This is a genomic window from Streptomyces sp. NBC_00539, assembly GCF_036346105.1.
Taxonomy (GTDB): domain Bacteria; phylum Actinomycetota; class Actinomycetes; order Streptomycetales; family Streptomycetaceae; genus Streptomyces.
This window is the reverse complement of sequence record NZ_CP107811.1, coordinates 2,224,220-2,250,574: the sequence shown is the minus strand read 5'-3', so window position 1 is coordinate 2,250,574 and position 26,355 is coordinate 2,224,220. Positions and strand designations below refer to the sequence as shown.

25 protein-coding genes are annotated in these 26,355 nt (G+C 71.6%); 16 read left to right on the top strand and 9 right to left on the bottom strand.

What is annotated here, in order from left to right; all coding sequences use genetic code 11:
* The first annotated feature begins 27 nt into the window (after positions 1-27).
* A complete protein-coding gene (gene pruA, locus OG861_RS09735; RefSeq protein WP_329198560.1) occupies positions 28-1,659 on the top strand; it encodes an L-glutamate gamma-semialdehyde dehydrogenase in 1,632 nt (543 codons plus the stop codon).
* Positions 1,660-1,740: 81 nt separating this feature from the next.
* Here the strand turns inward: pruA and OG861_RS09730 are convergent, their stop codons facing one another.
* A complete protein-coding gene (locus tag OG861_RS09730) occupies positions 1,741-2,664 on the bottom strand; it encodes a quinone oxidoreductase family protein (protein ID WP_329198562.1) in 924 nt (307 codons plus the stop codon).
* An 87-nt stretch (positions 2,665-2,751) separates the two neighbouring features.
* Between OG861_RS09730 and OG861_RS09725 the strand changes: the two genes are divergently transcribed.
* Complete coding sequence (locus OG861_RS09725; RefSeq protein ID WP_329198564.1) at positions 2,752-3,219, top strand: MarR family winged helix-turn-helix transcriptional regulator; 468 nt, start codon at positions 2,752-2,754, stop codon at positions 3,217-3,219.
* A 16-nt stretch (positions 3,220-3,235) separates the two neighbouring features.
* Here the strand turns inward: OG861_RS09725 and OG861_RS09720 are convergent, their stop codons facing one another.
* A complete protein-coding gene (locus OG861_RS09720) occupies positions 3,236-3,937 on the bottom strand; it encodes a nitroreductase family protein (RefSeq protein WP_329198566.1) in 702 nt (233 codons plus the stop codon).
* 76 nt (positions 3,938-4,013) lie between these two features.
* On the opposite strand from OG861_RS09720, the gene OG861_RS09715 reads away from it, so the two are divergent.
* Entirely contained in the window at positions 4,014-4,559 is a 546-nt protein-coding gene (locus OG861_RS09715) for a GNAT family N-acetyltransferase (protein ID WP_329198568.1), read from the top strand.
* Between the two features lie 68 nt (positions 4,560-4,627).
* On the opposite strand, the gene OG861_RS09710 is transcribed toward OG861_RS09715, so the two are convergent.
* Positions 4,628-6,655 (bottom strand): phosphocholine-specific phospholipase C, encoded by a 2,028-nt coding sequence (locus OG861_RS09710; RefSeq protein ID WP_329198569.1) that lies wholly within the window; start codon positions 6,653-6,655, stop codon positions 4,628-4,630.
* A gap of 119 nt (positions 6,656-6,774) precedes the next feature.
* Complete coding sequence (locus OG861_RS09705; RefSeq protein WP_329198571.1) at positions 6,775-7,788, bottom strand: NADP-dependent oxidoreductase; 1,014 nt, start codon at positions 7,786-7,788, stop codon at positions 6,775-6,777.
* Between the two features lie 101 nt (positions 7,789-7,889).
* Between OG861_RS09705 and OG861_RS09700 the strand changes: the two genes are divergently transcribed.
* The 5 genes from OG861_RS09700 (at position 7,890) to OG861_RS09680 (ending at position 12,521) form a co-directional block, all read left to right on the top strand.
* Positions 7,890-8,777: a LysR family transcriptional regulator gene (locus OG861_RS09700; RefSeq protein ID WP_329198573.1), complete on the top strand. Its 888-nt coding sequence runs from the start codon at positions 7,890-7,892 to the stop codon at positions 8,775-8,777.
* 278 nt (positions 8,778-9,055) lie between these two features.
* Positions 9,056-9,187 (top strand): hypothetical protein, encoded by a 132-nt coding sequence (locus tag OG861_RS09695; protein ID WP_107417083.1) that lies wholly within the window; start codon positions 9,056-9,058, stop codon positions 9,185-9,187.
* Between the two features lie 138 nt (positions 9,188-9,325).
* Positions 9,326-10,366, top strand: coding sequence for a 3-isopropylmalate dehydrogenase (locus OG861_RS09690; RefSeq protein WP_329198578.1), 1,041 nt, complete (start codon positions 9,326-9,328; stop codon positions 10,364-10,366).
* A gap of 231 nt (positions 10,367-10,597) precedes the next feature.
* Entirely contained in the window at positions 10,598-11,683 is a 1,086-nt protein-coding gene (locus OG861_RS09685) for a branched-chain amino acid aminotransferase (RefSeq protein WP_329198580.1), read from the top strand.
* Positions 11,684-12,086: 403 nt separating this feature from the next.
* Positions 12,087-12,521: a hypothetical protein gene (locus OG861_RS09680; protein WP_329198581.1), complete on the top strand. Its 435-nt coding sequence runs from the start codon at positions 12,087-12,089 to the stop codon at positions 12,519-12,521.
* 88 nt (positions 12,522-12,609) lie between these two features.
* On the opposite strand, the gene OG861_RS09675 is transcribed toward OG861_RS09680, so the two are convergent.
* On the bottom strand, positions 12,610-14,049 hold the full coding sequence (locus OG861_RS09675; RefSeq protein ID WP_329198583.1) for a cytosine permease: 1,440 nt from the start codon (positions 14,047-14,049) through the stop codon (positions 12,610-12,612).
* Positions 14,050-14,204: 155 nt separating this feature from the next.
* Here OG861_RS09675 and ureA point away from each other — a divergent pair, with 155 nt between their 5' ends.
* From ureA to OG861_RS09645, 6 genes are all read left to right on the top strand, one after another.
* On the top strand, positions 14,205-14,960 hold the full coding sequence (ureA, locus tag OG861_RS09670) for an urease subunit gamma (protein WP_329198585.1): 756 nt from the start codon (positions 14,205-14,207) through the stop codon (positions 14,958-14,960).
* Positions 14,957-16,690: an urease subunit alpha gene (locus OG861_RS09665; RefSeq protein WP_329198587.1), complete on the top strand. Its 1,734-nt coding sequence runs from the start codon at positions 14,957-14,959 to the stop codon at positions 16,688-16,690. Before ureA ends, OG861_RS09665 begins: the two co-directional genes overlap by 4 nt.
* A gap of 62 nt (positions 16,691-16,752) precedes the next feature.
* Complete coding sequence (locus tag OG861_RS09660) at positions 16,753-17,787, top strand: agmatine deiminase family protein (RefSeq protein WP_329198589.1); 1,035 nt, start codon at positions 16,753-16,755, stop codon at positions 17,785-17,787.
* 33 nt (positions 17,788-17,820) lie between these two features.
* On the top strand, positions 17,821-18,438 hold the full coding sequence (locus tag OG861_RS09655) for a TetR/AcrR family transcriptional regulator (protein WP_329198592.1): 618 nt from the start codon (positions 17,821-17,823) through the stop codon (positions 18,436-18,438).
* Between the two features lie 308 nt (positions 18,439-18,746).
* Positions 18,747-20,369 carry a citramalate synthase gene (gene cimA / locus OG861_RS09650; protein WP_329198594.1) on the top strand — a complete coding sequence of 541 codons (1,623 nt, stop codon included), beginning with the start codon at positions 18,747-18,749 and terminating at the stop codon, positions 20,367-20,369.
* Positions 20,370-20,478: 109 nt separating this feature from the next.
* A complete protein-coding gene (locus OG861_RS09645) occupies positions 20,479-21,804 on the top strand; it encodes a hypothetical protein (protein WP_329198596.1) in 1,326 nt (441 codons plus the stop codon).
* Positions 21,805-21,886: 82 nt separating this feature from the next.
* Here OG861_RS09645 and OG861_RS09640 read toward each other — a convergent pair whose 3' ends face one another.
* Entirely contained in the window at positions 21,887-22,519 is a 633-nt protein-coding gene (locus tag OG861_RS09640) for a YceI family protein (protein WP_329198598.1), read from the bottom strand.
* 276 nt (positions 22,520-22,795) lie between these two features.
* Between OG861_RS09640 and OG861_RS09635 the strand changes: the two genes are divergently transcribed.
* Positions 22,796-24,379: an acyl-CoA carboxylase subunit beta gene (locus OG861_RS09635; protein ID WP_330261687.1), complete on the top strand. Its 1,584-nt coding sequence runs from the start codon at positions 22,796-22,798 to the stop codon at positions 24,377-24,379.
* A 22-nt stretch (positions 24,380-24,401) separates the two neighbouring features.
* On the top strand, positions 24,402-24,605 hold the full coding sequence (locus tag OG861_RS09630; protein ID WP_329198602.1) for an acyl-CoA carboxylase subunit epsilon: 204 nt from the start codon (positions 24,402-24,404) through the stop codon (positions 24,603-24,605).
* Between the two features lie 89 nt (positions 24,606-24,694).
* Here the strand turns inward: OG861_RS09630 and OG861_RS09625 are convergent, their stop codons facing one another.
* The 3 genes from OG861_RS09625 to OG861_RS09615 all read right to left on the bottom strand — a co-directional run bounded on the left by OG861_RS09625 (position 24,695) and on the right by OG861_RS09615 (position 26,345).
* On the bottom strand, positions 24,695-25,279 hold the full coding sequence (locus OG861_RS09625) for a GTP-binding protein (protein ID WP_136214583.1): 585 nt from the start codon (positions 25,277-25,279) through the stop codon (positions 24,695-24,697).
* Positions 25,260-25,838, bottom strand: a complete 579-nt coding sequence (locus tag OG861_RS09620; RefSeq protein WP_329198605.1) for a DUF742 domain-containing protein — start codon at positions 25,836-25,838, stop codon at positions 25,260-25,262. Before OG861_RS09620 ends, OG861_RS09625 begins: the two co-directional genes overlap by 20 nt.
* Before the next feature lie 93 nt (positions 25,839-25,931).
* Positions 25,932-26,345 carry a roadblock/LC7 domain-containing protein gene (locus OG861_RS09615; protein WP_008739857.1) on the bottom strand — a complete coding sequence of 138 codons (414 nt, stop codon included), beginning with the start codon at positions 26,343-26,345 and terminating at the stop codon, positions 25,932-25,934.
* Positions 26,346-26,355 lie beyond the last annotated feature (10 nt).

Below are 26,355 nucleotides of genomic sequence, written 5' to 3'. Positions count from 1 at the left end.
GAACTAGCTCAAGGAGTTACCAGCCCCATGGATGCTGTGACCCAGGTCCCCGCGCCGGTCAACGAGCCGGTCCACTCGTACGCCCCCGGCAGCCCGGAGCGCGCACGTCTCGAAATCCAGCTCAAGCAGCTGTCCGAGAACCCGGTCGACCTCCCCATGACGATCAACGGCGTCAAGCGGATGGGCGGCGGCGAGCGCTTCGACGTCGTGCAGCCGCACGACCACAAGTCGGTGCTCGGCACCTACGCCAACGCCACCGAGGCCGACGCCCAGGAGGCCGTCGACGCCGCCCTGGCCGCCGCCCCGGCCTGGCGCGCGATGTCCTTCGACGACCGCGCCGCGATCATCCTGCGCGCCGCCGACCTGCTGGCCGGTCCCTGGCGCGAGAAGCTGGCCGCGTCCACGATGCTCGGCCAGTCGAAGACCGCCCAGCAGGCCGAGATCGACACCCCCTGCGAGCTCGTCGACTTCTGGCGCTTCAACGTCCACTTCGCCCGCCAGATCCTGGCGGAGCAGCCGGCCGCGAACAGCGCCGGCGTGTGGAACCGCAGCGACCACCGCCCGCTCGAAGGCTTCGTCTACGCGATCACCCCGTTCAACTTCACGGCCATCGCCGGCAACCTGCCGACCGCCCCGGCCCTGATGGGCAACGTGGTCGTGTGGAAGCCGTCCCCGACGCAGACGCACTCCGCGGTCCTGCTGATGGAGCTCCTGGAGGCGGCCGGTCTGCCCAAGGGCGTCATCAACCTGGTGACCGGCGACGGCATCGCCGTCTCCGAGGTGGCCCTGAACCACCCCGAGCTGGCGGGCATCCACTTCACCGGCTCGACCAAGACCTTCCAGTACCTGTGGAAGACGGTCGGCAACAACATCGAGAAGTACCGCTCCTACCCGCGCCTGGTCGGCGAGACCGGCGGCAAGGACTTCGTCGTCGCGCACCCGTCCGCGGACCGCGACATCCTCAAGACGGCCCTGACCCGCGGCTCCTTCGAGTTCCAGGGCCAGAAGTGCTCGGCCTCCTCCCGCGCCTACATCCCGGCGTCGATCTGGAACGACGGCTTCAAGGAGGCCTTCGCGGCCGAGGTCGACGGCATCGCCATGGGTGACGTCCGCGACCTGACGAACTTCATCGGCGCCGTCATCGACGAGCGCTCGTTCGCCAAGAACAAGGCCGCCATCGACCGCGCCAAGGCCGACCCGACCTGCACCATCGTCGCGGGCGGCACGTACGACGACTCGGAGGGCTACTTCGTCCGCCCGACCGTCATCGCGTGCACGGACCCGGCGAACGAGGTCTTCACGACCGAGTACTTCGGCCCGATCCTGGCCGTCCACGTCTACGAGGACGAGCAGTTCGACGCGATGCTGGAGCAGATGGAGTCGGTGTCGGCGTACGCCCTGACCGGCGCCGTCATCGCGCAGGACCGCTACGCGGTGGCCGACGCGATGGACAAGCTCCGCTTCGCGGCGGGCAACTTCTACATCAACGACAAGTCGACCGGCGCCGTCGTCGGCCAGCAGCCCTTCGGCGGCGGCCGTGCCTCGGGTACGAACGACAAGGCCGGCGCGGCGTCGAACCTGCTGCGCTGGACCTCGACCCGCTCCATCAAGGAGACGCTGGTCCCGCCCACGGACTACGCGTACCCCCACATGGGCTGACGGCCCCCCGCTGAACCCCGCCCCCGTTCCGGTACCCCCAAGTCCGGATCGGGGGCGGTTTCCATGTCCGGGAGAGCGGGGTCACGGCACGAGCACCACCTTGCCGAGGTTGCGGCGCCGCTCGACCACCGTGTGCGCGCGGGCCGCCTCGGCCAGCGGGATCTCCTCGTGGACCGACGCGCGCAGGGTGCCCGCGTCCCGCATCTGCCACACCTCGCGCAGCCAGCGGGCGTACAGCGCCGGCTTGCCGAGGGCGATGGCCCGCATCTGGAAGCCGATCACCGACGCGCCGCGGACCAGCAGCTCGTACGCCTCCACCGTGCCGCCGCCGGAGCCGAAGGCCACCAGGCGGCCGCCGGGCGCGAGGGCGCGTACGGCGGGGGAGAGCAGGTCGCCTCCGACGCCGTCCAGGACGATGTCGTACGGGTCTCCCCAGTCGTCGTCCCGGTACAGCACGACCTCGTCGGCGCCGAGGGAGCGGACGAAGTCCCCCTTGGCGGGGTCGCTGACGGCGGCCACCACCCGCCCGGCGCCACCCGCCCTGGCGTACTGGAGCGCGAGCGTGCCGGTGGCGCTGGCCGCCGCCGTCACCAGGACCGACTCGCCGGGCTCCGGGCGGGCGGCCTCGTACGCCCCGCGCGCCACCAGGCCGCTGCGCACGAGGGCGATCGCCTCGACGGCGCTCGCGCCGTCGGGGACGCGTGAGGCCATGGCGGTGTGCAGGACGGCGAACTCCGCGTAGGCCTGGGCGAAGCAGAGTCCGGTGACGCGGTCGCCGACGGCGAAGCCCGTCACGCCGGCGCCGAGGGCCTCCACGGTGCCGGCGACCTCGCCGCCCAGCGGCATCGGCTCGCTGCTCTCGCGCACCTTGCGGACGGTGGGCAGGGTGACGCCGATCGCCTCCACGCGGACCAGCAGCTCGCCGGCCGACGGGCGGGGGACTTCGGCTTCCTCGCCGAACAGCACCTCGGGGCCGCCGTTGACCTCGTACCGGACACGCAGCACGGAACCTCCCTCGATCGATTTCGTTGGATGTCCCAACGGTAACGGAGATCGTGGGGATGTCCAACGGTTTCTCGATAGGCTGTGCCCATGAACCCCGCGCCCAAGACCTCAGCGCTCGCCCACATCCAGACCCTGCCGAGCTGGCTCGTCGGCCGGGTGGCCGCCCACGGGCGGGCCCTGGTCGCCGACGCGCTCGCCACGGAGGGGCTCAAGCTCGCGCACCACGCGGTACTCGCGGCGACGGACGAGTACGGCCCCCTCGCCCAGGCCGACCTGGGCCGCCGGCTCGCCATCGACCCCAAGGACCTCGTCGGCCTGCTCAACCACCTCCAGGGCGCGGGCCTCGTCCTGCGCACGCCGGATCCCGCCGACCGCCGCAAGAACGCCGTCAGCCTCACCCCGGCCGGTGCGGACACCCTGGCCCGCTGCACGGCCCTGGCGCAGGCGGCGAACGCCGAGTTCCTCGCGCCGCTGGAACCGGCGGAGCGGGACACCCTGCTGGCGCTGCTCGGCCGGCTCCACGAGGCCTCGTACCGGATCCACGACGCCCCATAGGGGCGGCCTGGGGCCCTCAGACCTCGACCAGGACCTGGTCCAGGGACTTGCGCACCAGGTCCGGGACCTCGCAGTCGTCCGCGGGGTAGCCGACCGGGATGACGGCGAAGGCCTTCTCGTTAGCCGGGCGGTCCAGGACCTGGGAGAGGAACCGCATCGGGCTCGGGGTGTGGACCAGCGCCGCAAGACCGCTGAGGTGGAGCGCTGACAGCAGCATGCCGACCGCGATGCCGACCGACTCGTCGACGTAGTAGTGCTTGTGTTTCGTGCCGTCCGGCCCCAGCCAGTAGCGCTGCTGGAAGACCACGACCAGGGCGGGGGCGTCAGTGAGGTGGGTCTTGACGGCGTCCGTGCCGATCGGGCGCAGCGCGGCGAGCCACTCCTCGCCGAGGCGGCCGTCGTAGGAGACCTGCTCCTCCCGCTCCGCCGCGGCGCGGATCTGCCGGCGGACGTCCGGGTCCTTGACCAGGACGAACGTCCACGGCTGCTGGTGCGCGCCGGAGGGGGCGGTCGCGGCGCAGGCGATGGCGTCCCGGACGGCCTGCTCCGGCACGGGGTCGGTGGAGAAGTGGCGTACGGTCCGCCGCTCGTCCATCCGCGCCCGCAACTGCGCGGCGCGCGCGAGGGATTCGGTGCTCGGCATCCGCTCGGGCCGGTAGGGGACGGGCCGGTAGGGATCGCCGTGGGTCGGGGTCCACTGCTGGGTCTCGGGAGCCATGCAGCGAGTGTGCGCGGGCGGCCGCGGGGAGGCCAGGGCCGTGCCGGTCGATCCCTGGCCGGGAGACACTGGTTCCATGACCGATACACGGACAGTCCTCGCGCACACCTCCCAACTGGCGCCCGGCGCGCTGGAGGAGGTCCGGGCGCTGCTGGACGCCGCGTTCGACGGGGACTTCGCCGACGAGGACTTCGAGCACGCGCTCGGCGGGATGCACGCCCTGGTGCACGAGGGCGGCGAACTCGTCGCGCACGGGAGCGTGGTCCAGCGGCGGGTGCTGCACCGGGGGCGGGCCCTGCGCACCGGGTACGTCGAGGCCGTGGCCGTCCGGGCGGACCGGCGGCGCAGCGGGATCGGGAGCGCCGTGATGGCCGGCCTGGAGGCGGTCATCGGACGGGCCTACGTGCTCGGCGCCCTCTCGGCGTCGCAGGACGGCGCCCGGCTCTACCTCGGCCGGGGCTGGTCGGTGTGGCCGGGACCGATCGGGGTGCTCGCCCCCGAGGGGGCGGTGCGGCTTCCCGACGAGGAGGGGTCCACGTACGTGTGGTCGCCGCCCGGCGGGGTCCGGCTGGACCCGGCCGGGCGGCTCGACTTCGACTGGCGCGACGGGGACGTCCTGTAGGCGGGACGCCCTCCGGGCGGGGCGCGCTCCGGCCGGCCCTGCTCCGGGCCGGCCGGCAGCGACCGCGGTCAGCCCGAGATGCTCGGCGCGCCCGTCTCGATGTGGCCCGTGTAGCGGCGCGACCAGGTGCCGTCGCAGTCCGCCAGGATCGTGAAGTCGTACCAGCCGTTGCTGTACGCGACCGCGTTGAAGTAGTCCTCGCGGGAGGAGTTCGCCGGGACGGTGTACGTCCACGGGCCGTCGGTGCGGTAGGCGTTCGAGCGGATCGTGAAGGTGACCGGCGCGGCCGAGGCGTTGGTCATCTTGAGGTAGAGCGCCGTCTTGCCCGTGCCGGGCTCCACCGCGTAGCGGGCCGCGACCTCAACCGACTTGCCGGCCTTCGACGCGTCGCCGATGAAGCGCCGCAGGAAGCGGTTGGGCCCGTACATCGAGATGTCGTACTTGCCGGAGCCGCTGCCGAGCCCGATGTTGAAGTAGTCCGTAGCCGTGGAGCCGGGGTCGACCGTGTACTGCCAGGCCGCCGTGTCCCGGTACTGGTGCGGGTGGATCGAGAAGTGCGCCGCCTGCTTCGCCTGCGCACCCTGGTTGGTCATCGAGAACCAGGCCAGGATCTTGCCCGCCGCCCCGAACTCGAAGCGGTCGAGGTTGCCGTTGACCTGGTACGGCAGGGCCCGCGCGGGACGGGTCCCGGCCTCCTGCGCCGGCAGGGCGTTGTCCTGCGGCGCGGGGTTGGGCAGCGGGCCGCAGGTCGACTGGCCGATGACCTTCGCCGTCGGGGGCAGCCCGGAGGGGACGCCGTAGACGGGGTGCGCGAAGTCGAACACCCCGGTCAGGTCGCCGGTGACCTTGCGGCGCCACGCGCTGATGTTGGGGCAGGTGGCAGGAGTGCCCAGGGCCGAGGTCCACGTCTCCATGAAGCGCAGGACGGAGGTGTGGTCGAAGACCTCGGAGCTGACCCAGCCGCCCCGGGTCCACGGGGACATCACGATCATCGGCACGCGGAAGCCGAGGCCGATGGGGGTGCCGTCGATGTACTCGCCGGGGGTGCCGGGCGGGGCGATCGGCGGCGCGACGTGGTCGAAGAAGCCGTCGTTCTCGTCGTAGTTGAGGAAGAGGACCGTGGAGTCGAAGACCTCCGGGTTCGCGGCGAGCGCCCGGTAGACCAGGTCGACGAAGTGCGCGCCGTCGCCGGGGGGCGCGTACGGGTGCTCCGAGAAGGCCTCGCTGGCCACGACCCAGGACACCTGGGGGAGGGTGCCGGCGACCACGTCGGCGCGGATCGCCGCCGCGATGTCATCGGGGGTGGAGCCGGTGACCTTGGGGACCGAGCCCATGCCCCGGTCCCACAGCGGGTTGCCGGGGGCCGCGTCCGTGAACTTCTTGAAGTAGGCCAGGCCGTTGTCGCCGTAGTTGTCCTGGGCGTTCTGGTAGACCTTCCAGCTCATCCCGGCCCGCTGGAGGGCTTCGGCGTACGTCTCCCAGGTGAGCCCGGACTCGTCGCCGCCGTCCTTGCTGCCCGCGTCGACCTTGCCGCTCCACAGGAAGGTGCGGTTGGGGCCGGTGGCGCTGAGGGTGGAGCAGAAGTAGGCGTCGCAGACCGTGTAGTTGTCGGCGAGCCCGTAGTGGAAGGGTATGTCGCCCCGGTCGAGGTAGCCGAGGGTGCGGGTGTTGCCGACGCCGAGGACCCAGTTGTCCATCCGGCCCTTGTTCCAGGCGGCGTGCTGCGAGGTCCAGCTGTGCGGGAGGTCGCCGTTGCACTGGGCGAGGGTCTCGCCGTCCACGCCGCCGGCGGCCGGGGTGGCGCTCAGCTTCCAGGGGTGCTGGCGCCCGCCCCAGTTGGACTGGTTGAAGGTGCCCCAGCCGCCCGGGATGTTGCCGGCCGCACGGTCGGCGAAGCCGCGGACACCCCTCAGCCTGCCGAAGTAGTGGTCGAAGCTGCGGTTCTCCTGCATGAGGATGACCACGTGCTTCACATCGGTGATCGTGCCGGTCGCGGCCGCCGCGGCTGCCGTCGTCGGCGTGACCGCGGGCAGGGCGGCCCCCGCCACCAGCCCGGCGCCGATACCCACGAAACCCCTGCGGCTGATCGGTGTCACTGGCTGCTCGCCTCCCACTCAAGTGCCCGGCTGGCACGTTGAGCGAAAGAGTGGCGGGCGCCGGGTCAAAGGTCTACATCCGTGCGGCAAGTAGTCGGTGAACTTCCGGGTGGCCGGAATCAGGTGTCGACGCGAACGAGCATCTTGCCCAGATTTTCCCCGCGGAGCAGGCCGAGGAAGGCGTCCACCGTGTGCTCGAATCCCTGGACGACCGTGGTATCCGTACCGATTCGCCCGTTGCGCAGGTGCGGGACCAGGAACTCCTCCAGTTCGTCCTGGAGATTGGTGTGATGGCGAACCAATACCCCTTCCAGCCGCAGCGACTTGTGCACGATCTCGAAGAGGTTGCGCGGCGCGGCGGGGGAGCGGTCGCCGTTGTACATCGAGATCCCGCCGACCCAGGCGATCCGCCCGAACTCGCGCAGCACGTCGATCGCCCCCGCGAGGTGGTCGCCGCCGACGTTGTCCACGTAGACGTCGATACCGCCGGGCGCGGCCTGCGCGAGCTGCTCGCCGACCGGGCCGTCGTGGTAGTCGAAGGCGGCGTCGAAGCCGAGCCGGCCGGTCAGGTGGGCGACCTTGGCGGCCGAGCCCGCGCTGCCGATGATCCGGCGGGCGCCGAGCAGGCGGGCGATGTGCCCGGTCGCCGTGCCCACCCCGCCCGCGGCGGCGGAGACGAAGAGGTCCTCGCCCTCGCGCAGGGCCGCCGTCCGGGTCAGGGCGGCGTACGCGGTCAGGCCGGTGCCGCCGAGGATGGAGAGGTACGCCTCGAGCGGGACGCCCTCGTGGCCGCGGAGTCTGCGGGTGCCGTCCGCGCCCAGGGCGACCAGGGCGTGGGTGCGCCAGCCCTGCCGGTGGAAGACGAGGTCGCCTTCGGCCAGCCCGGGGTCCCGGGAGGCGATGACCCGCCCGACCGCGCGCCCCTCCAGCGGGGCGTCCAGCTCGAAGCCGCCCTCGCCGCCGTCCATCAGCCCGCGGTGGTAAGGGTCCACGGAGAGCAGGAGGTTGTGGACCACGGCGGTCCCGGGAGCGGGGGAGGGGACCGGGGTGCGCACGTAGGCGAAGTCGGTGGCGAGGGGGAAGCCGCGGGGGCGGGTGATCTGGTGCACGGCGTAGCCGGTCTGCGTGGTCATGGCAGTGACCGTAGGAAGGAATCACGGGGCCGGGCAGGGGGTTGGGCTCATGGAAGCCGCACACCCATGAATCCCGCTCATAGAACGAGGTGAGAGCAGGCGTGGCCGAGCTCGCTCCGCAGGAACTGCGCATCCTGGTCGCCGTCGCCGAGACCGGCGGCTTCTCCGCCGCGGCCGCCGCGCTCGGCATCGGACAGTCGGCCGTCTCCCACTCGGTGCGCGGCAGTGAGGCCAAGGTCGGCGCGGTGCTGTTCGCGCGGGGGCGCGCAGGGGCGGTGCCCACCCCGGCGGGCGAGCGGGCCGTCGCCGTGGGCCGGCGCATCCTGCGCCTGTACGAGGTACTGGGCGCCGAAGCCCGGAGCGCCGGCCGGGCCCCGGACGGGGCGGCCGGGGCGGCCGGGGCGCTCGAGGGGGTGCTGCGCATCGCGGCGTTCCGCAGTGCGGCCCTGCACCTGCTGCCGCCCGTCCTGGAGCGCCTCACGGCCCGCCACCCGGGGCTGCGGCCCGAGGTCCGGGTCGTGCGCGAACTCGGCGCCGGCGCCGCCGGTGAGGTGCTGGCGGGCCGGGCCGACCTGGGCATAGCCACCCTCGGGGGCTCGGCGGAGCTGCCGTCCGGCCTCCTGAGCGGGTTGATCGCCGAGGAGGCGTACGCACTGGTCCATCCGGCGGGGCACCCCGACCCGAAGGCGCTGCCCCTGCTGGACTGGGACGAGAACTGCGGCTCCTCCACCCGCTCCTGGTGGGCGGCCCAGGACTGGATCCCGCGGGCCACCGTCAAGGCGGAGGACGACGGGATGGTGCTGACCATGGTCGGCCGGGGACTGGGGATGGCGATCCTGCCCGAGCTGTCCCTGCGCGAGGCCGGCGGGTCCGTCGAGATCGCGGACCTGGGGCCCGGGAGGCCCACGAGGCGGGTGGGATACGTCACCACCCCGGAATCAGCGTCCACGCTCGCTGTCATGGCTCTGATCAGGGAAATCCGCTCGTAAGCGGCTGAAAAGCGGAACCGGATCGGCGTCGCACCGGCGCTGTGTTCGAGTCATTCCCGTCTCAGATACTAGGAAGTCCGAGTAATTGCGGAGACAGACAGCGGCACCTGCCCTAGCTTTGTAGGAGCCGAACGTCTCGCCGATCCGGCGAATGGCGGTCGAGAGCGCGCCCTTGGCAGGCAACCCCTGCGGCGCACCGCTCCCCGCCTCTTCCGGCGCCTTGAAGGAACCCCTCATCCGTGGCCCCGCCACGCCGTGATCTCAAGGAGTCGATCACCATGACCCCCACCACCGCCGCGGTCCGCCGCGTCCGCCACTCCTCCACGGCCGACGCCGACCGCAAGAACGCCGCCGCCGCGCTCCAGCGGGCGCTCGACCGCCGCGACAACGGCGGCGCCACCGGACACTGAGCCACCTCGCGGGGCCGCCGTCACCCCCTCCGTCCCAGCCCCGCCGCCCGGGCCGCAACCCCGGGAGGCCCCGCAGCCACTGGTCCACATGGTGGACGGAAGATGTCTGAGGGCTGGGACAGGGAGTACGGTTCCGGCATGTCGACCAGCATCAATCTCGCAGTGATCCCCGGTGATGGCATCGGCCAGGAAGTCGTGGCTCAGGGCCTCAAGGTCCTTACCGCGGTCCTGCCCCAGGATGTGAAGCTGGAGACCAAGGAATACGACCTCGGCGCCCAGCGCTGGCACCGCACCGGCGAGACCCTCCCGGACGCGGAGCTCGAAAGCCTCAAGCACCACGACGCGATCCTGCTGGGCGCCATCGGCGACCCCTCGGTCCCCTCGGGGGTCCTCGAGCGCGGGCTGCTGCTGAAGCTCCGCTTCGCGTTCGACCACTTCATCAACCTGCGCCCGTCGAAGCTCTTCCCCAATACGGCCACCCCGCTGGCCGGCCGTCCGGAGATCGACTTCGTCGTGGTCCGCGAGGGCACCGAGGGCCCGTACACCGGCAACGGCGGCAGCCTGCGCACGGGGACGCCGGCCGAGGTGGCCACCGAGGTCAGCATCAACACCGCGTACGGCGTGGAGCGCGTCGTGCGTGACGCGTACGAGCGGGCGAACTCCCGCCCCCGCAAGAAGCTGACGCTGGTCCACAAGAACAACGTCCTCGTGTACGCGGGCCACATGTGGAAGAACATCTTCGACAAGGTCGGCCGGGAGTACCCCGAGGTCACCACCGACTACCTGCACGTCGACGCCGCGACGATCTTCTTCGTCACCCAGCCCGAGCGCTTCGACGTCATCGTCACGGACAACCTCTTCGGTGACATCCTCACCGACCTGGCCGCGGCCGTGACCGGCGGAATCGGCCTGGCCGCCTCCGGGAACATCAACCCGACCGGCGCCTTCCCGTCCATGTTCGAGCCCGTCCACGGCTCGGCCCCGGACATCGCCGGCACCGGCAAGGCCGACCCGACCGCGACGATCCTCTCCGTCGCCCTCCTGCTGCGCCACCTGGGCTACGAGGCCCAGGCCGTCCGCATCGAGGAAGCGGTCTCCGCCGACCTGGCCGAGCGCGACGGCACGTTCCGCTCCACCGACGTGATCGGCGACGCCCTCGCCGCGCGCGTAGCCGGCTGACCCGGCAGAGCTCCACACCCAGGAAGCCGCCGGGTCGCGATCACCGCACCCGGCGGCTTCTCCTGCGCGGCCCCGGGTGCCACCATCTCCCCTGGGCCGCATCACCCCGTTTCTCCGAGGACACCTCGCGCGCGATAATCGAACGCGAGGCCGCGGAATACGGGGAAGCTCGGACGTCCTAGTACGCGTGAGCGCGGTCCGCCATACACAAACGGTGAAGGACAAGCACTCATGACGACGCCCACCATCGAGCTGAAGCCCTCCTCGACCCCCCTGTCCGACGCGGAGCGCGAGGCGATCTTGGCCAGCCCCGGTTTCGGCCGCCACTTCACCGATCACATGGTGACGATCAAGTGGACCGAGGGCCGCGGCTGGCACGACGCCGAACTGGTCCCGTACGCGCCGCTGTCGATCGACCCGGCGAACATGACCCTGCACTACGCGCAGACCATCTTCGAGGGCCTCAAGGCCTACAAGCAGCCCGATGGCACCGTCGCCACGTTCCGCCCCGAGGCCAACGCCGAGCGCTTCCAGGCCTCCGCGCGCCGCATGGCGATGCCGGAACTTCCCGCCGACCTGTTCATCGCCGCCTGCGACGCCCTCATCGCGCAGGACCGCGCCTGGGTGCCGGACTCCGGCGAGGCCTCGCTGTACCTGCGGCCGTTCATGTTCGCGTCCGAGGTCGGCCTGGGGGTCCGTCCGGCCAACGAGTTCCTGTTCATGGTCATCGCCTCGCCGGCCGGCGCGTACTTCCCCGGTGGGGTCAAGCCCGTCTCCGTCTGGCTCTCGGAGGAGTACGTCCGCGCCGTCAAGGGCGGCACGGGCGCGGCGAAGACCGGCGGGAACTACGCGGCCTCCCTGGTCGCCCAGGCCCAGGCCGCCTCCCACGGCTGCGACCAGGTCGTGTGGCTCGACGCCGTCGAGCACCGCTGGATCGAGGAGATGGGCGGCATGAACCTGTACTTCGTGTACGGCGACCGCATCGTCACCCCCGAGCTCACCGGCTCGCTGCTCCCGGGCATCACCCGCGACTCCCTCCTCACCATCGCCCGCGACCTCGGCTACACCGCCGAGGAGGGCCGGATCAGCACCGAGGACTGGAAGCGCGACAACGAGAACGGCACCCTGACCGAGGTGTTCGCCTGCGGTACCGCCGCCGTGATCACCCCGGTCGGCTCGGTCAAGTCGGAGCGCGCCAACTGGACCCAGGGCACCGGCGAGCCGGGCGAGGTCACCATGAAGCTCCGCAAGGCGCTGCTGGACCTCCAGACCGGCCACACCGCCGACACCCACGGCTGGATGCACCCGCTCGGCTAGTCGGCACGACCGTGTGACGAGGGCCCCGGCCACAAGGCCGGGGCCCTCGTCGTACCCGCGGCCCCGTGCGACCGGGAGCGGGCCGGGGGCCGGCGGTGCGGGCGCGCGGCGGCCGGCGGGCCACCCGTACGGGCGTACCCGGGCGGGGCTCCCGGCCGGCCGCGGCCCGTGGTGCCGCGGCGGCCCCGGAGCCCTGCGTACGGGGCGGTGCGGCCCCTGCGCCACCGTCCCCGCTCGGGCGGGACGGCCGCTCGTGCGCGGATGCGGGGTGCCCAGCGGCGTGCGAATTTGGTCGCGCCCGCCGATCCGGCGCCGGACACCGGCCCGGGCGGCCCGGGACGCCCCTCGTACCGGGGTGACTCTCTCGTGCGCCGGCGGCCAGCCGGCGGAAAGGCGGACCCCCATGAAGCGGTTGATTGCCTCCGGCCTGCTCTGCGCGGCCGTGGTACTCGGCGTATCGGCATGCTCCAGTGACGACACCACCCCGCAGGAGAAGGCCACGAAGGCCGCCGCCGAGATGTGCAGCAACCTGACGCAGCTGCGGGCGGACAACGCCAAGCTCAAGACGCTCAACCCGGCCACGGCCACGAAGGACCAGATCCAGGACGCCTACAACGCCGTCCAGACGGACTGGAAGAACCTCAAGGCCAGCCGCGAGACCATGAAGTCGGCCGAGCGGGACGCCGTCCAGTCCTCCGCGGAGGACCTGAAGAAGGCCTACGAGAACCTGCCCGGCGACACCACGGGCAAGGACGCCCTCAGCCAGCTCCAGCCGCAGATCCGGAGCCTCGACGACGCGGTCAGGCAGGCGGCCACCACCCAGTGCCCGAGCAGCTGACGGCGGCGACGCCGGCGCGGACCGCAGGGGGAACGGGCGGGCCCCGGGGAGGGAACTCCCCGGGGCCCTTCCTTCCGGTGTGCCGTCGTCAGTCGGCGGCGACGGCGACCCGGGCGGCCGGTTCGGGCGTCTGCGCGGCTGCGGGCGCCGCGGCCGTGCGGAAGGTCAGGGCCGTGTAGACCAGTCCGCCCGCGAGGCCCGAGAGGACGAAGGAGCAGTCCACCCCGCCGGTCAGGGCCAGCAGCGGGCCCTCGTAGAAGGGGGTGGTCACGGCGAGCAGGCCGACGCCCGCGCCGATCGCCCAGGCGGCGGTGGCCCGGAGGTTCCACCCCGCGCGGTACCAGTAGATCCCGCCGACCGAGCGGCGGTTGAAGACCTGGAGCGCGTCGGCGTCGTACTGCCCGCGGCAGCGGACGTAGCCGATCAGGGTGATGACGGCCCACGGGGTGCCGATCGCGGTCAGCAGCAGGACGAACGAGGTCATCGCGGACTGGACGTCCCACTCGAAGGAGCCGACGAAGACGAACGCGGTGGCGACGGCGGCGGCGATCACGGTGGCCTTGGTCCGAGTGGCCTTGGGGACGATCGCGTCCAGGTCGAGGCCCATGGAGTAGAGCATCAGCCCGGCGTTGCCCACCGAACCGGCAGCGGCCGCCGCGAGCAGCGGTACCAGGTACCAGAAGGGCGACGCGTCGACGAGCGGTCCGGCGTAGTCGGCGCCGGCCCCGGCGGCGAGCGCGGTGTACGTGCCGAACAGCTGCGGGACCAGGAGGCCGATCGCCAGCCCCAGGCAGGTGCCCCAGAAGACCTTGCGGGAGCTGTGCCGGCTCGGGGAGATGTAGCGGGTGTAGTCGCCCAGCAGGGTGATGAAGGCGACGGGACCGCTCAGACCGGCCGCGACGGCGGCCAGCAGCCAGGTCGGCCAGAACGAGCCGAGCAGGTACTCCGTCCCGGACGGCGCGGCGGTGGTGAAGTCGGGCGCGTAGGCGTAGAGGCCGATGGCGAGCAGGACCACCATGCCGATGGAGAGGACCTTGCTCATGCGCAGCAGCAGGCGGTAGCCGAAGACGGCCCCGACGACGGTGAAGGCGGCCAGCACGCCGTACATGACCGCGTGGGTGAGGCCGGTGTCCGGGAGCCCGACGAGCCGGGCCAGGGTGCCGACCATCACGTCACCCCCGATCCACAGGGTCAGGGCCGTGTAGCCGAGTGCGAGGAGCAGGCCCACGACCGAGCCGACGAGCCGTCCCCGGACGCCGAACTGGGCGCCGCTGGAGGTGGAGAGGTTGGTGGCCGTCCGCAGGGAGACCAGCGCCAGCGGCGCGGTGAAGGCGATGCCGACGACCGTGCCGGTCACGATGGCCGTCAGCGAGGGCCACAGACCCAGTCCGAAGGACGGGGGCAGCCAGCCGAACACGATCACGCCGAGGCAGAGATTGGAGCCGAGCAGGATCGAGACCAGGTCCCGGGGACCGCTCGTCCGCTCCTCTTCGGGGATCGTGTCGACTCCGCGCTGTTCGATGGGCATGGGGGAGCTCCCTTGTGCAGGGCGGGGTGAATGCGCTTCGTTTGAGCGACATTCAATGTGACCTAAGCCAAGGTGTCAGGTCAATGCTTCATTGCCGGGAAATGAAGAGTTAGAGTGATGCTCTAACCCATCGAACCAAAAGGTGGTGGATCGGCGTGCGGCTGACCCCTACGGAGCGCGACCGGCTGCTGCTGCGCGGCGCCGCGGAACTGGCCAGGGCCCGGCGGGCCCGCGGCTTGCAGCTCAACGTCCCGGAGGCCACCGCGCTCATCGCGGACACGGTCTGCGAGGCGGCCCGCGACGGCAAGCGGCTGGCCGAGGCCATCGAGGAGGCCCGTAGCGTGCTGGGCCCCGACGACGTGCTGCCCGGCGTGTCCGACGTGGTCACCGAGGTCCACGTCGAAGCCGTCTTCGACGACGGATCCCGCCTCGCGGTGGTCTCCTCGCCGATCCGCGGCGCCGTGGGCCTCGGTGACGACGCGCCCGGCGCGGTCGTGCCCGGCCCGGGCGCGCCCCAGCCGGAGCCGGTACTGCACCTGAGGGTGCGCAACACGGCCCCCGTGCCGGTGAGCGTCACCTCCCACTTCCACTTCTTCGAGGCGAACCCGCGCCTGGACTTCGACCGCGCCGCCGCCTACGGCATGCGCCTGTGCGTGCCGGCGGGCTCCTCCGTCCGCTTCGACCCGCACGGCGAGGGCGAGGTCGGCCTGGTCCCGATCGGCGGCGACCGCATCGCGGTCGGCTTCGCCGGGCTGGTCGACGGCCCGCTGGACGCCCCGGGCGCCAAGGCGCAGGCACTGGCCAGGGCGGCGGCGTGCGGGTACCTGGGCGCGGACCCCCAGGGCCGCGAAGCCGCCGGAGCCCCCGGCACCGACACCGACAGCCCGCGCCCGGAAGGGAACCCGGCATGAGCCGCCAGACCCCCCACAGCGACCACTGCGCGCCGGGAAGCCGGCACATCGACCCGCACGAGTACGCCTCCGTGTTCGGCCCCCGGGCCGGCGACCGGGTCCGGCTCGGCGACTCGGGCCTGACCGTCCGGGTCGAGCACGACGCGCAGAAGCCGGGCGACGAGTTCCTGGCCGGATTCGGCAAGACGGCACGCGACGGCCTGCACCTCAAGGCCGCCGCCGTCCGCGAGACCTGTGACGTCGTGATCAGCAACGTGCTGGTCATCGATGCCGTCCTCGGCATCCGCAAGGTCTCCGTCGGCATCCGCGAGGGCCGCATCCACGCGATCGGCCGGGCCGGCAACCCCGACACCCTCGACGGCGTGGACGTCGTCGTCGGCACCGGTACCTCGATCGTCTCCGGCGAGGGCCTGATCGCCACCGCGGGGGCCGTGGACACCCACGTCCACCTGCTCTCCCCACGGATCATGGAAGCCTCGCTCGCCGCCGGTGTCACCACCGTCATCGGTCAGGAGTTCGGCCCGGTCTGGGGCGTGGGCGTCAACTCGCCGTGGGCCCTCAAGCACGCCTTCAACGCCTTCGACGCCTGGCCCGTCAACATCGGCTTCCTCGCCCGCGGCTCCTCCTCCGACGCCGCGCCCCTCGTCGAGGCGCTGGCCGAGGGCGGCGCGAGCGGGTTCAAGGTCCACGAGGACATGGGCGCCCACACCCGCGCCCTGGACACCGCCCTGCGGGTGGCCGAGGAGCACGACGTACAGGTCGCCCTGCACAGCGACGGCCTCAACGAATGCCTCTCCGTCGAAGACACCCTGCGCGTCCTGGACGGCCGCACCATCCACGCCTTCCACATCGAGGGCTGCGGCGGCGGCCACGTCCCCAACGTGCTCAAGATGGCGGGCGTGCCGAACGTCATCGGCTCCTCCACCAACCCCACCCTGCCCTTCGGCCGGGACGCGGTCGCCGAGCACTACGGCATGATCGTCTCCGTCCACGACCTCAAGCCGGACCTCCCGGGCGACGCGGCCATGGCCCGCGACCGGATCCGCGCGGGGACGATGGGCGCCGAGGACGTCCTGCACGACCTGGGCGCGATCGGCATCACCTCCTCCGACGCACAGGGCATGGGCCGCGCCGGCGAGACCATCCGGCGCACCTTCGCCATGGCCGCCAAGATGAAGGGCGAGCTGGGCCCCTTGGAAGGCGACGGCGAGGGCGACGACAACGCCCGCGTGCTGCGCTACATGGCCAAGCTGACCATCAACCCGGCCATCGCCCACGGCCTGGCGCACGAGATCGGCTCCATCGAGGTCGGCAAGCTCGCCGACATCGTGCTGTGGCGCCCGCAGTTCTTCGGCGCCAAGCCCCAGCTGGTCCTGAAATCCGGCTTCCCGGCGTACGGGGTCACCGGTGACCCCAACGCCGCCACCGACACCTGCGAACCGCTCGTACTGGGACCGCAGTTCGGCGCCTACGGGGCCACGGCCGCCGACATCTCCGTCGCCTTCGTCTCCGCCGCGGCCGCGGCGCTGGGCTCCGACCAGATGCCCACGCGCAGGCGCCGGGTGGCCGTACGCGGTACCCGAGGCATCGGCCCCGGGGACCTCCTCCTCAACTCCCGGGTGGGCGCGGTCGACGTGGACGCGCGCAGTGGTCTCGTCACGCTCGACGGTGACCCGCTGCGCTCGGAAGCGGCCGATTCGGTCTCCCTCAACCGCCTGTACTTCCTCTGACCCGGCACAACTTGCAGGCCGGCACAGCCTCTGACCCGGCACAGCCCTTTTAAGGACCCCTCATGACGAAGCCCGCCGACGACGGATTCCGGATGCCCGCCGAGTGGACCCCCCACGAGCGCACCTGGATGGCCTGGCCCAGCCCCAACCCCACCTTCACCAACGAGCAGGAGCTCGCCGAGGCCCGCGGGGCCTGGGGCGCCGTGGCCCGCGCGGTCCGCTCGTACGAGCCCGTGACCCTGGTGGTCGCGCCCGGTGACACCGCGAGCGCCCGCGCGATCGTCGGCGACGACGTACAGATCGTGGAGCGGGAGCTCGACGACGCCTGGATGCGGGACATCGGCCCGACCTTCGTCACCAACGACGCCGGCGAGCTGGCCGCCGTCGACTGGACCTTCAACGGCTGGGGCGCCCAGAGCTGGGCGCGCTGGGGCCACGACGAGAAGATCGCCCGTCACGTCTCGGACCTGACCGGCACCCGGACGTACAGCACCTCCCTGGTCAACGAGGGCGGCGCCATCCACGTCGACGGCGAGGGCACCGTGCTCCTCACCGACACCGTGCAGCTCGGCGAGGGCCGCAACCCCGGCTGGACCCGCCAGCAGGTCGAGGAGGAGATCCACGCCCACCTCGGCACCACCAAGGCCATCTGGCTGCCGTACGGCCTGGCCGGGGACTACGGCACCTACGGCACCCAGGGCCACGTGGACATCGTGGCGGCCTTCGCCCGCCCCGGCGTGGTCATGGTCCACAGCCAGCCCGACCCGGCCCACCCGGACCACGAGCGCTGCAAGACCATCGCCGCCATCCTGCGCGCCTCCACCGACGCCCGGGGCCGGCAGCTGGAGGTCGTGGAGATCCCGGCGCCGACGGTCCTGGAGGAGGACGGCGAGTGGGTCGACTACTCGTACATCAACCACTACCTGTGCAACGACGGCGTCGTCCTGTGCTCCTTCGACGACCCGCGCGACGAGGAGGCGGCGGAAATCTTCCGGGGTCTGTTCCCCGGGCGGACCGTGACCCTCGTCGACGCACGTACGATTTTCGCTGGGGGTGGCGGTATCCACTGCATCACCCAGCAGCAGCCGAAGGTCTGACCCGGGCGGCCGGACCGATGTGAGGAGAGGCCCATGGTGGCGGGTGGAGTACGGCCGGCGCGGAAGAACGCCCCGCCGCGCGAGGACGTACTCGTCGCCGCCATGGCCACGATCGCCGAACGCGGTCTGGACGGCCTCACCATGGCCGGTCTGGGCCGCCAGGTCGGCATGAGCAGCGGCCACCTCCTCTACTACTTCGGCAGCAAGGACGAGCTGCTGCTCCAGACCCTGGAGTGGAGCGAGGCCGCGCTCGGCGCCGAGCGGCGGGCCCTGCTCTCCCGCCGCGGCCCGGCGCGCGAACGGCTGGCCGCCTACGTGGACCTCTACGTGCCCGACGGCGCCCGGGACCCGCACTGGACCCTGTGGCTGGAGGTCTGGAACCGTTCCCAGGACGCAGGTCCCCGCGAACGCGAGCGGCAGGCCGCCATCGAGGGCGCCTGGCACCGCGACCTGGTGGCCCTGCTCGCCGAGGGCATCTCGCGGGGCGAGTTCCGTCCGGTGGACGCCGACCGCTTCGCGGCCCGGATGCGGGCCCTGCTCGACGGGTTCAGCATCCAGGTCGCCGTCGGCCTGCCCGGAATAGGACGGGGCGACATCCTCGACCACGTCACCGAATTCGTGGACGAGACGCTCGCGGCGCCGTCCGCCTGATCCAGGAGGCGGCCCGCTCGCATAGTGAGACGTCGGTCCGCGTGCGTGGACCGCTGTGGCACACTGCGGACGTGCCTGCTCAGCTCATGATTATCGCCAGCAGCGCGCCGGTCCGCAGTGACCGCTGAGCCGTGGAACCACCACGGGAAGGCGGCCACCGTGCCCCAGACCCGCGCGCAGACCTCTCGCACCCGCGAGGGGTTTTTTCGTTTCCCGGCCCATTCCTGCCGGGGCCCGGCAGCGCGCGATGATGGGGGCAGTGGATCCCCGGTCTCCGGAACCACTCATCCGACAGGAGTCAGACCAGCATGACGACGACAGAGGCGACTGCGCCGGCAGAGGCCCTCGACGACGGCTTCCACGTCTTCGACACCACCCTGCGCGACGGCGCCCAGCGTGAGGGCATCAACCTCACGGTCGCGGACAAGCTGACGATCGCCCGGCACCTGGACGACTTCGGGGTGGGGTTCATCGAGGGCGGCTGGCCCGGCGCCAACCCCCGCGACACCGAGTTCTTCGCCCGCGCCCGCGCCGAGATCGACTTCAAGAACGCCAAACTCGTCGCCTTCGGCGCGACCCGCCGGGCCGGCGGCTCCGCCGCCGCGGACCCGCAGGTGCGCGCGCTGCTGGAGTCCGGCGCACCGGTGATCACCCTGGTCGCGAAGTCCCACGACCGGCACGTCGAACTCGCGCTGCGCACCACCTTGGACGAGAACCTGGAGATGGTCCGCGACACCGTCTCCCACCTGGTGGCACAGGGCCGCCGGGTGTTCGTCGACTGCGAGCACTTCTTCGACGGCTACCGCGCCAACGCCGAGTACGCGAAGTCCGTCGTACGGACCGCCCACGAGGCCGGCGCCGACGTCGTCATCCTCTGCGACACCAACGGCGGCATGCTCCCCGCCCAGATCACCGCCACCGTCGCCACCGTCCTCGCCGACACCGGGGCGCGCCTGGGCATCCACGCCCAGGACGACACCGGCTGCGCGGTGGCCAACACGCTGGCCGCCGTCGACGCGGGCGCCACCCACGTCCAGTGCACCGCCAACGGCTACGGCGAGCGCGTCGGCAACGCCAACCTGTTCCCCGTGGTCGCCGCGCTGGAGATCAAGTACGGACGGCGGGTGCTGCCCGAGGGCGCGCTCGCCGAGATGACCCGGATCTCGCACGCCATCGCCGAGGTCGTCAACCTGACGCCGTCCACGCACCAGCCGTACGTGGGCGTCTCCGCCTTTGCGCACAAGGCGGGCCTGCACGCCTCCGCCATCAAGGTCGACCCGGACCTCTACCAGCACATCGACCCCGAACGCGTCGGCAACACCATGCGGATGCTGGTCTCCGACATGGCCGGCCGCGCCTCCATCGAGCTCAAGGGCAAGGAACTCGGCGTCGACCTCGGCGGCGACCGCGCGCTGATCTCCCGGGTCGTGGAGCGGGTCAAGGAGCGCGAGCTCCAGGGCTACACGTACGAGGCCGCCGACGCCTCCTTCGAGCTGCTGCTGCGCGCCGAGGCCGAGGGCCGGGCCCGCAAGTACTTCCGGGTCGAGTCCTGGAGGGCGATCGTCGAGGACCGCCCGGACGGCACCCACGCCAACGAGGCCACCGTCAAGCTGTGGGCCAAGGGGGAGCGGATCGTGGCGACGGCCGAGGGCAACGGCCCCGTCAACGCGCTCGACCGCGCGCTGCGGGTGGCGCTGGAGCGGTTCTACCCTCAGCTGGCCAAGTTCGAGCTGGTGGACTACAAGGTCCGCATCCTGGAGGGCAAGCACGGCACGGAGTCCACGACCCGGGTGCTGATCTCCACGACGGACGGCGCCCGCGAATGGTCCACGGTCGGCGTCGCCCCGAACGTCATCGCTGCCTCCTGGCAGGCCCTGGAGGACGCCTTCACCTACGGCCTCCTGCGTGCGGGAGTGGAACCGGCCGAGTAGCCGCACGGTGGGAGGGGCGCGGCCCCTCCCACCTCCCCGCGGTCCTTATTTCCCGTTCACACGGCACGAGCCGGGTTCCGGTAGCGTCGGGACCATGAGGACCAGGCTCATGTCCGTATTGTCCGGTCTGCTGCTGGCACTGTTCTCGGTCGCCTTCGTGGGCGTACCGCAGGCGTCCGCCGCCACCGGAACCGCAGAGGTCGCGCAGGCCCTCAAGAAGGGCCCGGTCTACGTCGACCCCCGCGCCGCGGGGCAACTGCCGAAGGCGCAGGCCGACGCGCTGGCCCAGAAGATCGAGAAGGCCGGGAAGCCGGTCTTCGTCGCGGTCCTCCCGGCCACCGACGAGTTCCCGCCCCAGGGGCTGTTGAGCGCCGTCCGGGCCCAGACGGGGATCACGGGGCTGTACGCGATCCGCCTCGGCAACGGCTTCGACGCCGGGGCCGACGCCTCCGTCATGCCGAGGGTCGCGGTACGCAACCTCACCGACGCCGTGAAGGCGGGCGGACCGGTCGACGCCGTGACCGAGCTGAACAACTTCGTCGACCAGGCCCTCACCCAGGCCAAGGGCAGGGCCCCGGCCTCCTGGGGCGACACGGGCGCGGACGGCGGGACCCCGGTCGGCGGCCTGGTCACGCTGGGCGCGGTGGCCGTCCTCGGCGGCGGCGGCGCCTACGCGCTGGTCCGGCGCAACCGGAAGAAGAAGGAGGAGGCGCGGCGCGACGCGATCGCCCGCCTCGGCGTGGTGGTGGACGAGGACATCACCGCCTTCGGCGAGGAACTCGACCGGCTGGACTTCCGGCCCGGTGAGCCCGGCGCCGACGACGCCATGCGCGCGGACTACGCGCAGGCCCTGGACGCGTACGAGAAGGCCAAGCAGATCATGGCGCAGGTCCGCTACCCGGAGGAGGTGCAGGGAGTCACGCAGGCGCTGGAGGACGGCCGCTTCGCCCTGGCCCGCCTCGACGCGCGCCGTCAGGGCAGGCCGCTGCCCGAGCGCCGGGCGCCCTGCTTCTTCGACCCGCGGCACGGCCCGAGCACCGAGGACGCCACCTGGGCCCCGGCGGGCGGGACGGCCCGTACCGTGCCCGTCTGCACGGCTGACGCCGTGCGGCTGCGCGACGGCCTGGACCCGGCGGTGCGCACGGTCGACACCGACTACGGCCCGCGGCCCTACTACGACGCGGGCCCGGCGTACGGCCCCTGGGCCGGCGGGTACTTCGGCGGCGGCATCCTGCCGGGGCTGCTCGTGGGCACGGTGCTCGGTTCGATGATGTCCGGTCCCGCGTACGCGTCCGACTTCGGCGGGGCGGGCGGGTTCGAAGGCGGGGACGTGTCGGGTGCCGACTTCAACCCGGGCGACTTCGGCGGGGGGTTCGACGGGGGCGGCGGGTTCGACGGGGGCGGCGGCGGCTTCGACGGCGGCGGCGGCTTCTAGGCCCTCTCTTCCGGACCCTGCGGGTCGGGCAAGATCCGGAAGAGACGGCCCAGGGCCGCCACCGGGCGGTCCGCAGACCGGGTCAGGCCTGCTTGACGGCCGAGATGTCGAAGGTCAGCTTCACCTTGTCGCTGACCATCACGCCGCCGGCCTCCAGGGCGGCGTTCCACGTCAGGCCCCAGTCGGAGCGCAGGATCTGCGCGGACCCCTCGAAGCCGACGCGCTGATTGCCGTAGACGTCGGTGGCGGAGCCGTTGAACTCCAGGTCGATCGAGAGCGGACGGGTGACGTCCTTGATCGTCAGGTCGCCCGTGATGCGGTACGTGTCGCCGCCGAGCGCGGCCGCCCCGGTCGAGCGGAAGCTCATCAGCGGGAAGGTCTCGGCGTCGAAGAAGTCGGCGCCGCGCAGGTGGCCGTCGCGGTCGGCGATGCCGGTGTCCACGGAGGCCGTCTTCACGTCGATGGTGGCCGTCGAGCGGGCCGGGTCGGCGCCGTCCAGGTGCAGGACGCCCTCGTGGTCGGTGAAGGCGCCGCGGACGTTGGTGACCATGGCGTGCCGGACGGTGAAGCCGATGCTGCTGTGCGCCGCGTCGATGGCGTAGTCGCCGGTGAGTGCCGCGAGCGCCGGGTCCACGTCCAGCGTGGCGACAGCTGCCGGGGTGGCGGCTGCGGTGGCGGTGTTCTGGCTGCTGCTCCGGCGGGTGAAGATGCCCATGATCGCTCCTTTGGTGACTGCTGCGCCGGCGGGTCCGTCGACGGTCGAAACTTCGTTTAAGTTTCAACGACATTGACGTTAGGCCTATTCGGTTCAAATTTCAACCTCTCTGCCTCCGGCGGAGTGATTTATAGGATCTCCACAACGGCCGGACCCCCCGTCTGGTGGAGTCCGCGCATCTTCGGACGGTTCTGTCCGGGCCGGACAGCGGATCGCTCCCGAGACTGTGCGGAACCAACGGAGGGTTTTCGGCCCGTCACTTCGTAAGGTCGGTACATGACCGTTGTGGACCAGACTCCGAGCGAGCCGACGGACGCCCGCGGGCGCGTGGCCGAACTGCACTCCCTCAGGGAGCAGGCGCGGCGCGGCCCGAGCGACCGGGCGACCGAGGCACAGCACGCCAAGGGCAAGCTGACCGCGCGCGAGCGCATCGCGCTGCTGCTCGACGAGGGTTCCTTCAAGGAGGTCGAGCAGCTGCGCCGTCACCGGGCGAGCGGCTTCGGCCTGGAGGGGAAGAAGCCCTACACCGACGGTGTCATCACCGGCTGGGGCACCGTCGAGGGCCGCACGGTCTTCGTCTACGCGCACGACTTCCGGATCTTCGGCGGTGCACTGGGCGAGGCCCACGCCACGAAGATCCACAAGATCATGGACATGGCCATCGCGGCCGGTGCCCCGCTGGTCTCCCTCAACGACGGCGCGGGTGCCCGTATCCAGGAGGGCGTCTCCGCCCTCGCGGGTTACGGCGGCATCTTCCAGCGCAACACCAAGGCCTCCGGCGTCATCCCGCAGATCTCGGTCATGCTGGGCCCCTGCGCCGGCGGTGCCGCGTACTCCCCGGCCCTGACGGACTTCGTCTTCATGGTCCGCGAGACCTCGCAGATGTTCATCACCGGCCCTGACGTGGTCCGCGCGGTGACCGGCGAGGAGATCACCCAGAACGGGCTCGGCGGCGCCGACGTGCACGCCGAGACCTCGGGCGTCGCGCACTTCGCGTACGACGACGAGGAGACCTGCATCTCCGAGGTCCGCTACCTCATCACGATGCTGCCCTCCAACAACCGGGAGAACCCGCCGCTCCACCCGACCTCCGACCCGGCCGACCGCCGCTCGGAGGTGCTGCTGGACCTGGTGCCCGCCGACGGCAACCGCCCCTACGACATGCTCAAGGTCATCGAGGAGCTCGTCGACGACGGCGACGTCCTCGAAGTCCACGAGCGCTGGGCCCGCAACATCATCTGCGCGCTCGCCCGCCTCGACGGTCAGGTCGTGGGCATCGTCGCCAACCAGCCCGGCCACCTGGCCGGCGTCCTGGACATCGAGGCCTCCGAGAAGGCGGCCCGCTTCGTCCAGATGTGCGACGCCTTCAACATCCCGATCGTCACCCTGCTCGACGTCCCCGGCTTCCTGCCGGGCGTCGACCAGGAACACGGCGGCATCATCCGCCACGGCGCCAAGCTGCTGTACGCGTACTGCAACGCCACCGTTCCGCGGATCTCGCTGATCCTGCGCAAGGCGTACGGCGGCGCGTACATCGTCATGGACTCCCAGTCCATCGGCGCCGACCTCACCTACGCCTGGCCGACCAACGAGATCGCCGTTATGGGCGCCGAGGGCGCGGCCAACGTCATCTTCCGCCGGCAGATCGCGGACGCCGAGGACCCCGAGGCCATGCGCGCCCGCATGGTCAAGGAGTACAAGGCCGAACTGATGCACCCGTACTACGCGGCCGAACGCGGTCTCGTGGACGACGTCATCGACCCCGCCGAGACCCGTGAGGTCCTCGTCAGCGCGCTGGCGATGCTCCGCACCAAGCACGCCGATCTGCCGTCCCGCAAGCACGGCAACCCGCCTCAGTAAGAGCGAAGGAGACCTGCCACCCATGAGCGTCACCGCAGACACGCTGCTCAAGGTCGAGAAGGGCCACGCCGAGCCCGAGGAACTGGCCGCGATCACCGCCATCCTGCTGGCCCGCGCCGCCTCCACCCCCGCGGCCGCCCCGGTGCACCGCATCGGCTCCCAGGCCCGCTGGCGGCGTCTGGAGCGCAGCCCCGGCTTCCGCTCCGCCCACAGCTGGCGCGGCTAGCACCGCGAGCAGCAGCGGCACAACGACGAAAGGGCCCCCGCACTCCTCCCGGAGTGCGGGGGCCCTTTCGTGCGGGCCGGGCGGGCCGGCTAGCGCAGGCGGGCCATCAGGGCGTGCTCGACCAGGGTGATGAGCGCGCTCTTGGCGTCGCCGCGGTGGCGGGCGTCGGTGGTGATGATGGGGGCGTCCGGGCCGATCTGCAGGGCCTCGCGGACTTCCTCCGGGGTGTACGGCTGGTGGCCGTCGAAGCCGTTGAGGGCGATGACGAACGGCAGGCCGCTGTTCTCGAAGTAGTCGACCGCGGGGAAGCAGTCCGCGAGACGGCGCGTGTCGACCAGCACCACGGCGCCGATGGCGCCACGGACCAGGTCGTCCCACATGAACCAGAAGCGGTCCTGACCGGGGGTACCGAAGAGGTACAGGATCAGGTCCTGGTCCAAGGTGATGCGGCCGAAGTCCATGGCGACCGTGGTGGTCGTCTTGTCCCCGGTGTGGGTCAGGTCGTCGATACCGGCGGAAGCGCTGGTCATGACGGCTTCGGTACGCAGCGGATTGATCTCGGAGACCGCGCCGACGAACGTGGTCTTGCCCACGCCGAAGCCGCCCGCCACCACGATCTTCGCGGAGGTGGTGGAGCGGGGAGCCGCTCCGCCGTTAGAGCTTGCGAAGTCCACTGAGCACCCTTTCGAGCAGTGTCACATCTGGCTGGCCGCCGGCAGACTCGTCGCCGCCGGGCTGATGAATGGCGACAAGGCCCGCCTCCGCCAGGTCGGCGACGAGGATGCGGGCGACACCAAGAGGAATGGAGAGGAGTGCCGAGATCTCCGCGACGGATTTGATCTCCTGGCACAGACGGCAGATGCGCTGGTGCTCGGGCAACTGCCCTTGCAGCCGAGCGGGATCGGCCGTGGTACTGACCAGCGCCTCGATGGCGAGCTGGTAGCGCGGCCGGGTACGGCCGCCGGTCATCGCGTACGGACGCACCAGCGGGTTGTGCGCCTTGGGGGCCTGCGGACGCGAGGCCCGCGGCTGCTGCTGCGGAAGCCGGTGCGGAGCCTGCGGTTGCTGCGGTTGCTGCGGCTGTTGGGGCTGCTGTCCGTACGGCTGCTGCTGGTAGGGGTTGTGCTCCGGCACGGGCCGGCTGGGAGCGGAGGGAAAGTTGAAGCGGTTCTGGTCGTGCCCACCCTGCGGCTGCTGCGCGCCGCCATAAGGATGTCCTCCGGGTGTTGTCACGCTTCCTCCTCCTGCTCCAAGAACGCAGTACTCCCTGTAGAACCGCGCCACCGCACCCTATGGTGCGATGACGCGAAACGCACTGCCTGTTTGCTAGTTGAGAAGACTTCCCTGCAGCTCCGAACGCAGTTCCGGGGTGAGGACACTGCCGGCTCGGTCCACGAGGAGGGCCATCTCGTAGCCCACGAGGCCGATGTCGCACTCGGGGTGCGCGAGCACCGCGAGCGACGAACCGTCGGAGACGGACATGAGGAACAGGAATCCCCGGTCCATCTCCACCACGGTCTGGTTGACGGCGCCACCCTCGAAGATGCGGGAGGCCCCGGCGGTCAGCGAGGTCAGACCGGAGGCCACGGCCGCCAGCTGATCGGCGCGGTCGCGCGGGAATCCGTCGGACATCGCCAGAAGAAGGCCGTCGGCGGAGACCACCACCGTGTGGGACACCCCGGGGGTGTTGTCCACGAAGTTGGTGATCAACCAGTTCAGGTTCTGTGCCGCCTGGCTCATCGGGCTCACA

Excerpts from the sequence above, each read along its gene's own strand:
- pruA (WP_329198560.1), top strand. The coding sequence starts at position 28 with ATGGATGCTGTGACCCAGGTCCCCGCGCCGGTCAACGAGCCGGTCCAC.
- OG861_RS09725 (WP_329198564.1), top strand. The coding sequence starts at position 2,752 with ATGAACCCCGCGCCCAAGACCTCAGCGCTCGCCCACATCCAGACCCTG.
- OG861_RS09720 (WP_329198566.1), bottom strand. The coding sequence starts at position 3,937 with ATGGCTCCCGAGACCCAGCAGTGGACCCCGACCCACGGCGATCCCTAC.
- OG861_RS09715 (WP_329198568.1), top strand. The coding sequence starts at position 4,014 with ATGACCGATACACGGACAGTCCTCGCGCACACCTCCCAACTGGCGCCC.
- OG861_RS09705 (WP_329198571.1), bottom strand. The coding sequence starts at position 7,788 with ATGACCACGCAGACCGGCTACGCCGTGCACCAGATCACCCGCCCCCGC.
- OG861_RS09695 (WP_107417083.1), top strand. The coding sequence starts at position 9,056 with ATGACCCCCACCACCGCCGCGGTCCGCCGCGTCCGCCACTCCTCCACG.
- OG861_RS09690 (WP_329198578.1), top strand. The coding sequence starts at position 9,326 with ATGTCGACCAGCATCAATCTCGCAGTGATCCCCGGTGATGGCATCGGC.
- OG861_RS09685 (WP_329198580.1), top strand. The coding sequence starts at position 10,598 with ATGACGACGCCCACCATCGAGCTGAAGCCCTCCTCGACCCCCCTGTCC.
- OG861_RS09680 (WP_329198581.1), top strand. The coding sequence starts at position 12,087 with ATGAAGCGGTTGATTGCCTCCGGCCTGCTCTGCGCGGCCGTGGTACTC.
- OG861_RS09675 (WP_329198583.1), bottom strand. The coding sequence starts at position 14,049 with ATGCCCATCGAACAGCGCGGAGTCGACACGATCCCCGAAGAGGAGCGG.
- OG861_RS09665 (WP_329198587.1), top strand. The coding sequence starts at position 14,957 with ATGAGCCGCCAGACCCCCCACAGCGACCACTGCGCGCCGGGAAGCCGG.
- OG861_RS09660 (WP_329198589.1), top strand. The coding sequence starts at position 16,753 with ATGACGAAGCCCGCCGACGACGGATTCCGGATGCCCGCCGAGTGGACC.
- OG861_RS09655 (WP_329198592.1), top strand. The coding sequence starts at position 17,821 with ATGGTGGCGGGTGGAGTACGGCCGGCGCGGAAGAACGCCCCGCCGCGC.
- cimA (WP_329198594.1), top strand. The coding sequence starts at position 18,747 with ATGACGACGACAGAGGCGACTGCGCCGGCAGAGGCCCTCGACGACGGC.
- OG861_RS09645 (WP_329198596.1), top strand. The coding sequence starts at position 20,479 with ATGTCCGTATTGTCCGGTCTGCTGCTGGCACTGTTCTCGGTCGCCTTC.
- OG861_RS09640 (WP_329198598.1), bottom strand. The coding sequence starts at position 22,519 with ATGGGCATCTTCACCCGCCGGAGCAGCAGCCAGAACACCGCCACCGCA.
- OG861_RS09635 (WP_330261687.1), top strand. The coding sequence starts at position 22,796 with ATGACCGTTGTGGACCAGACTCCGAGCGAGCCGACGGACGCCCGCGGG.
- OG861_RS09630 (WP_329198602.1), top strand. The coding sequence starts at position 24,402 with ATGAGCGTCACCGCAGACACGCTGCTCAAGGTCGAGAAGGGCCACGCC.
- OG861_RS09615 (WP_008739857.1), bottom strand. The coding sequence starts at position 26,345 with ATGAGCCAGGCGGCACAGAACCTGAACTGGTTGATCACCAACTTCGTG.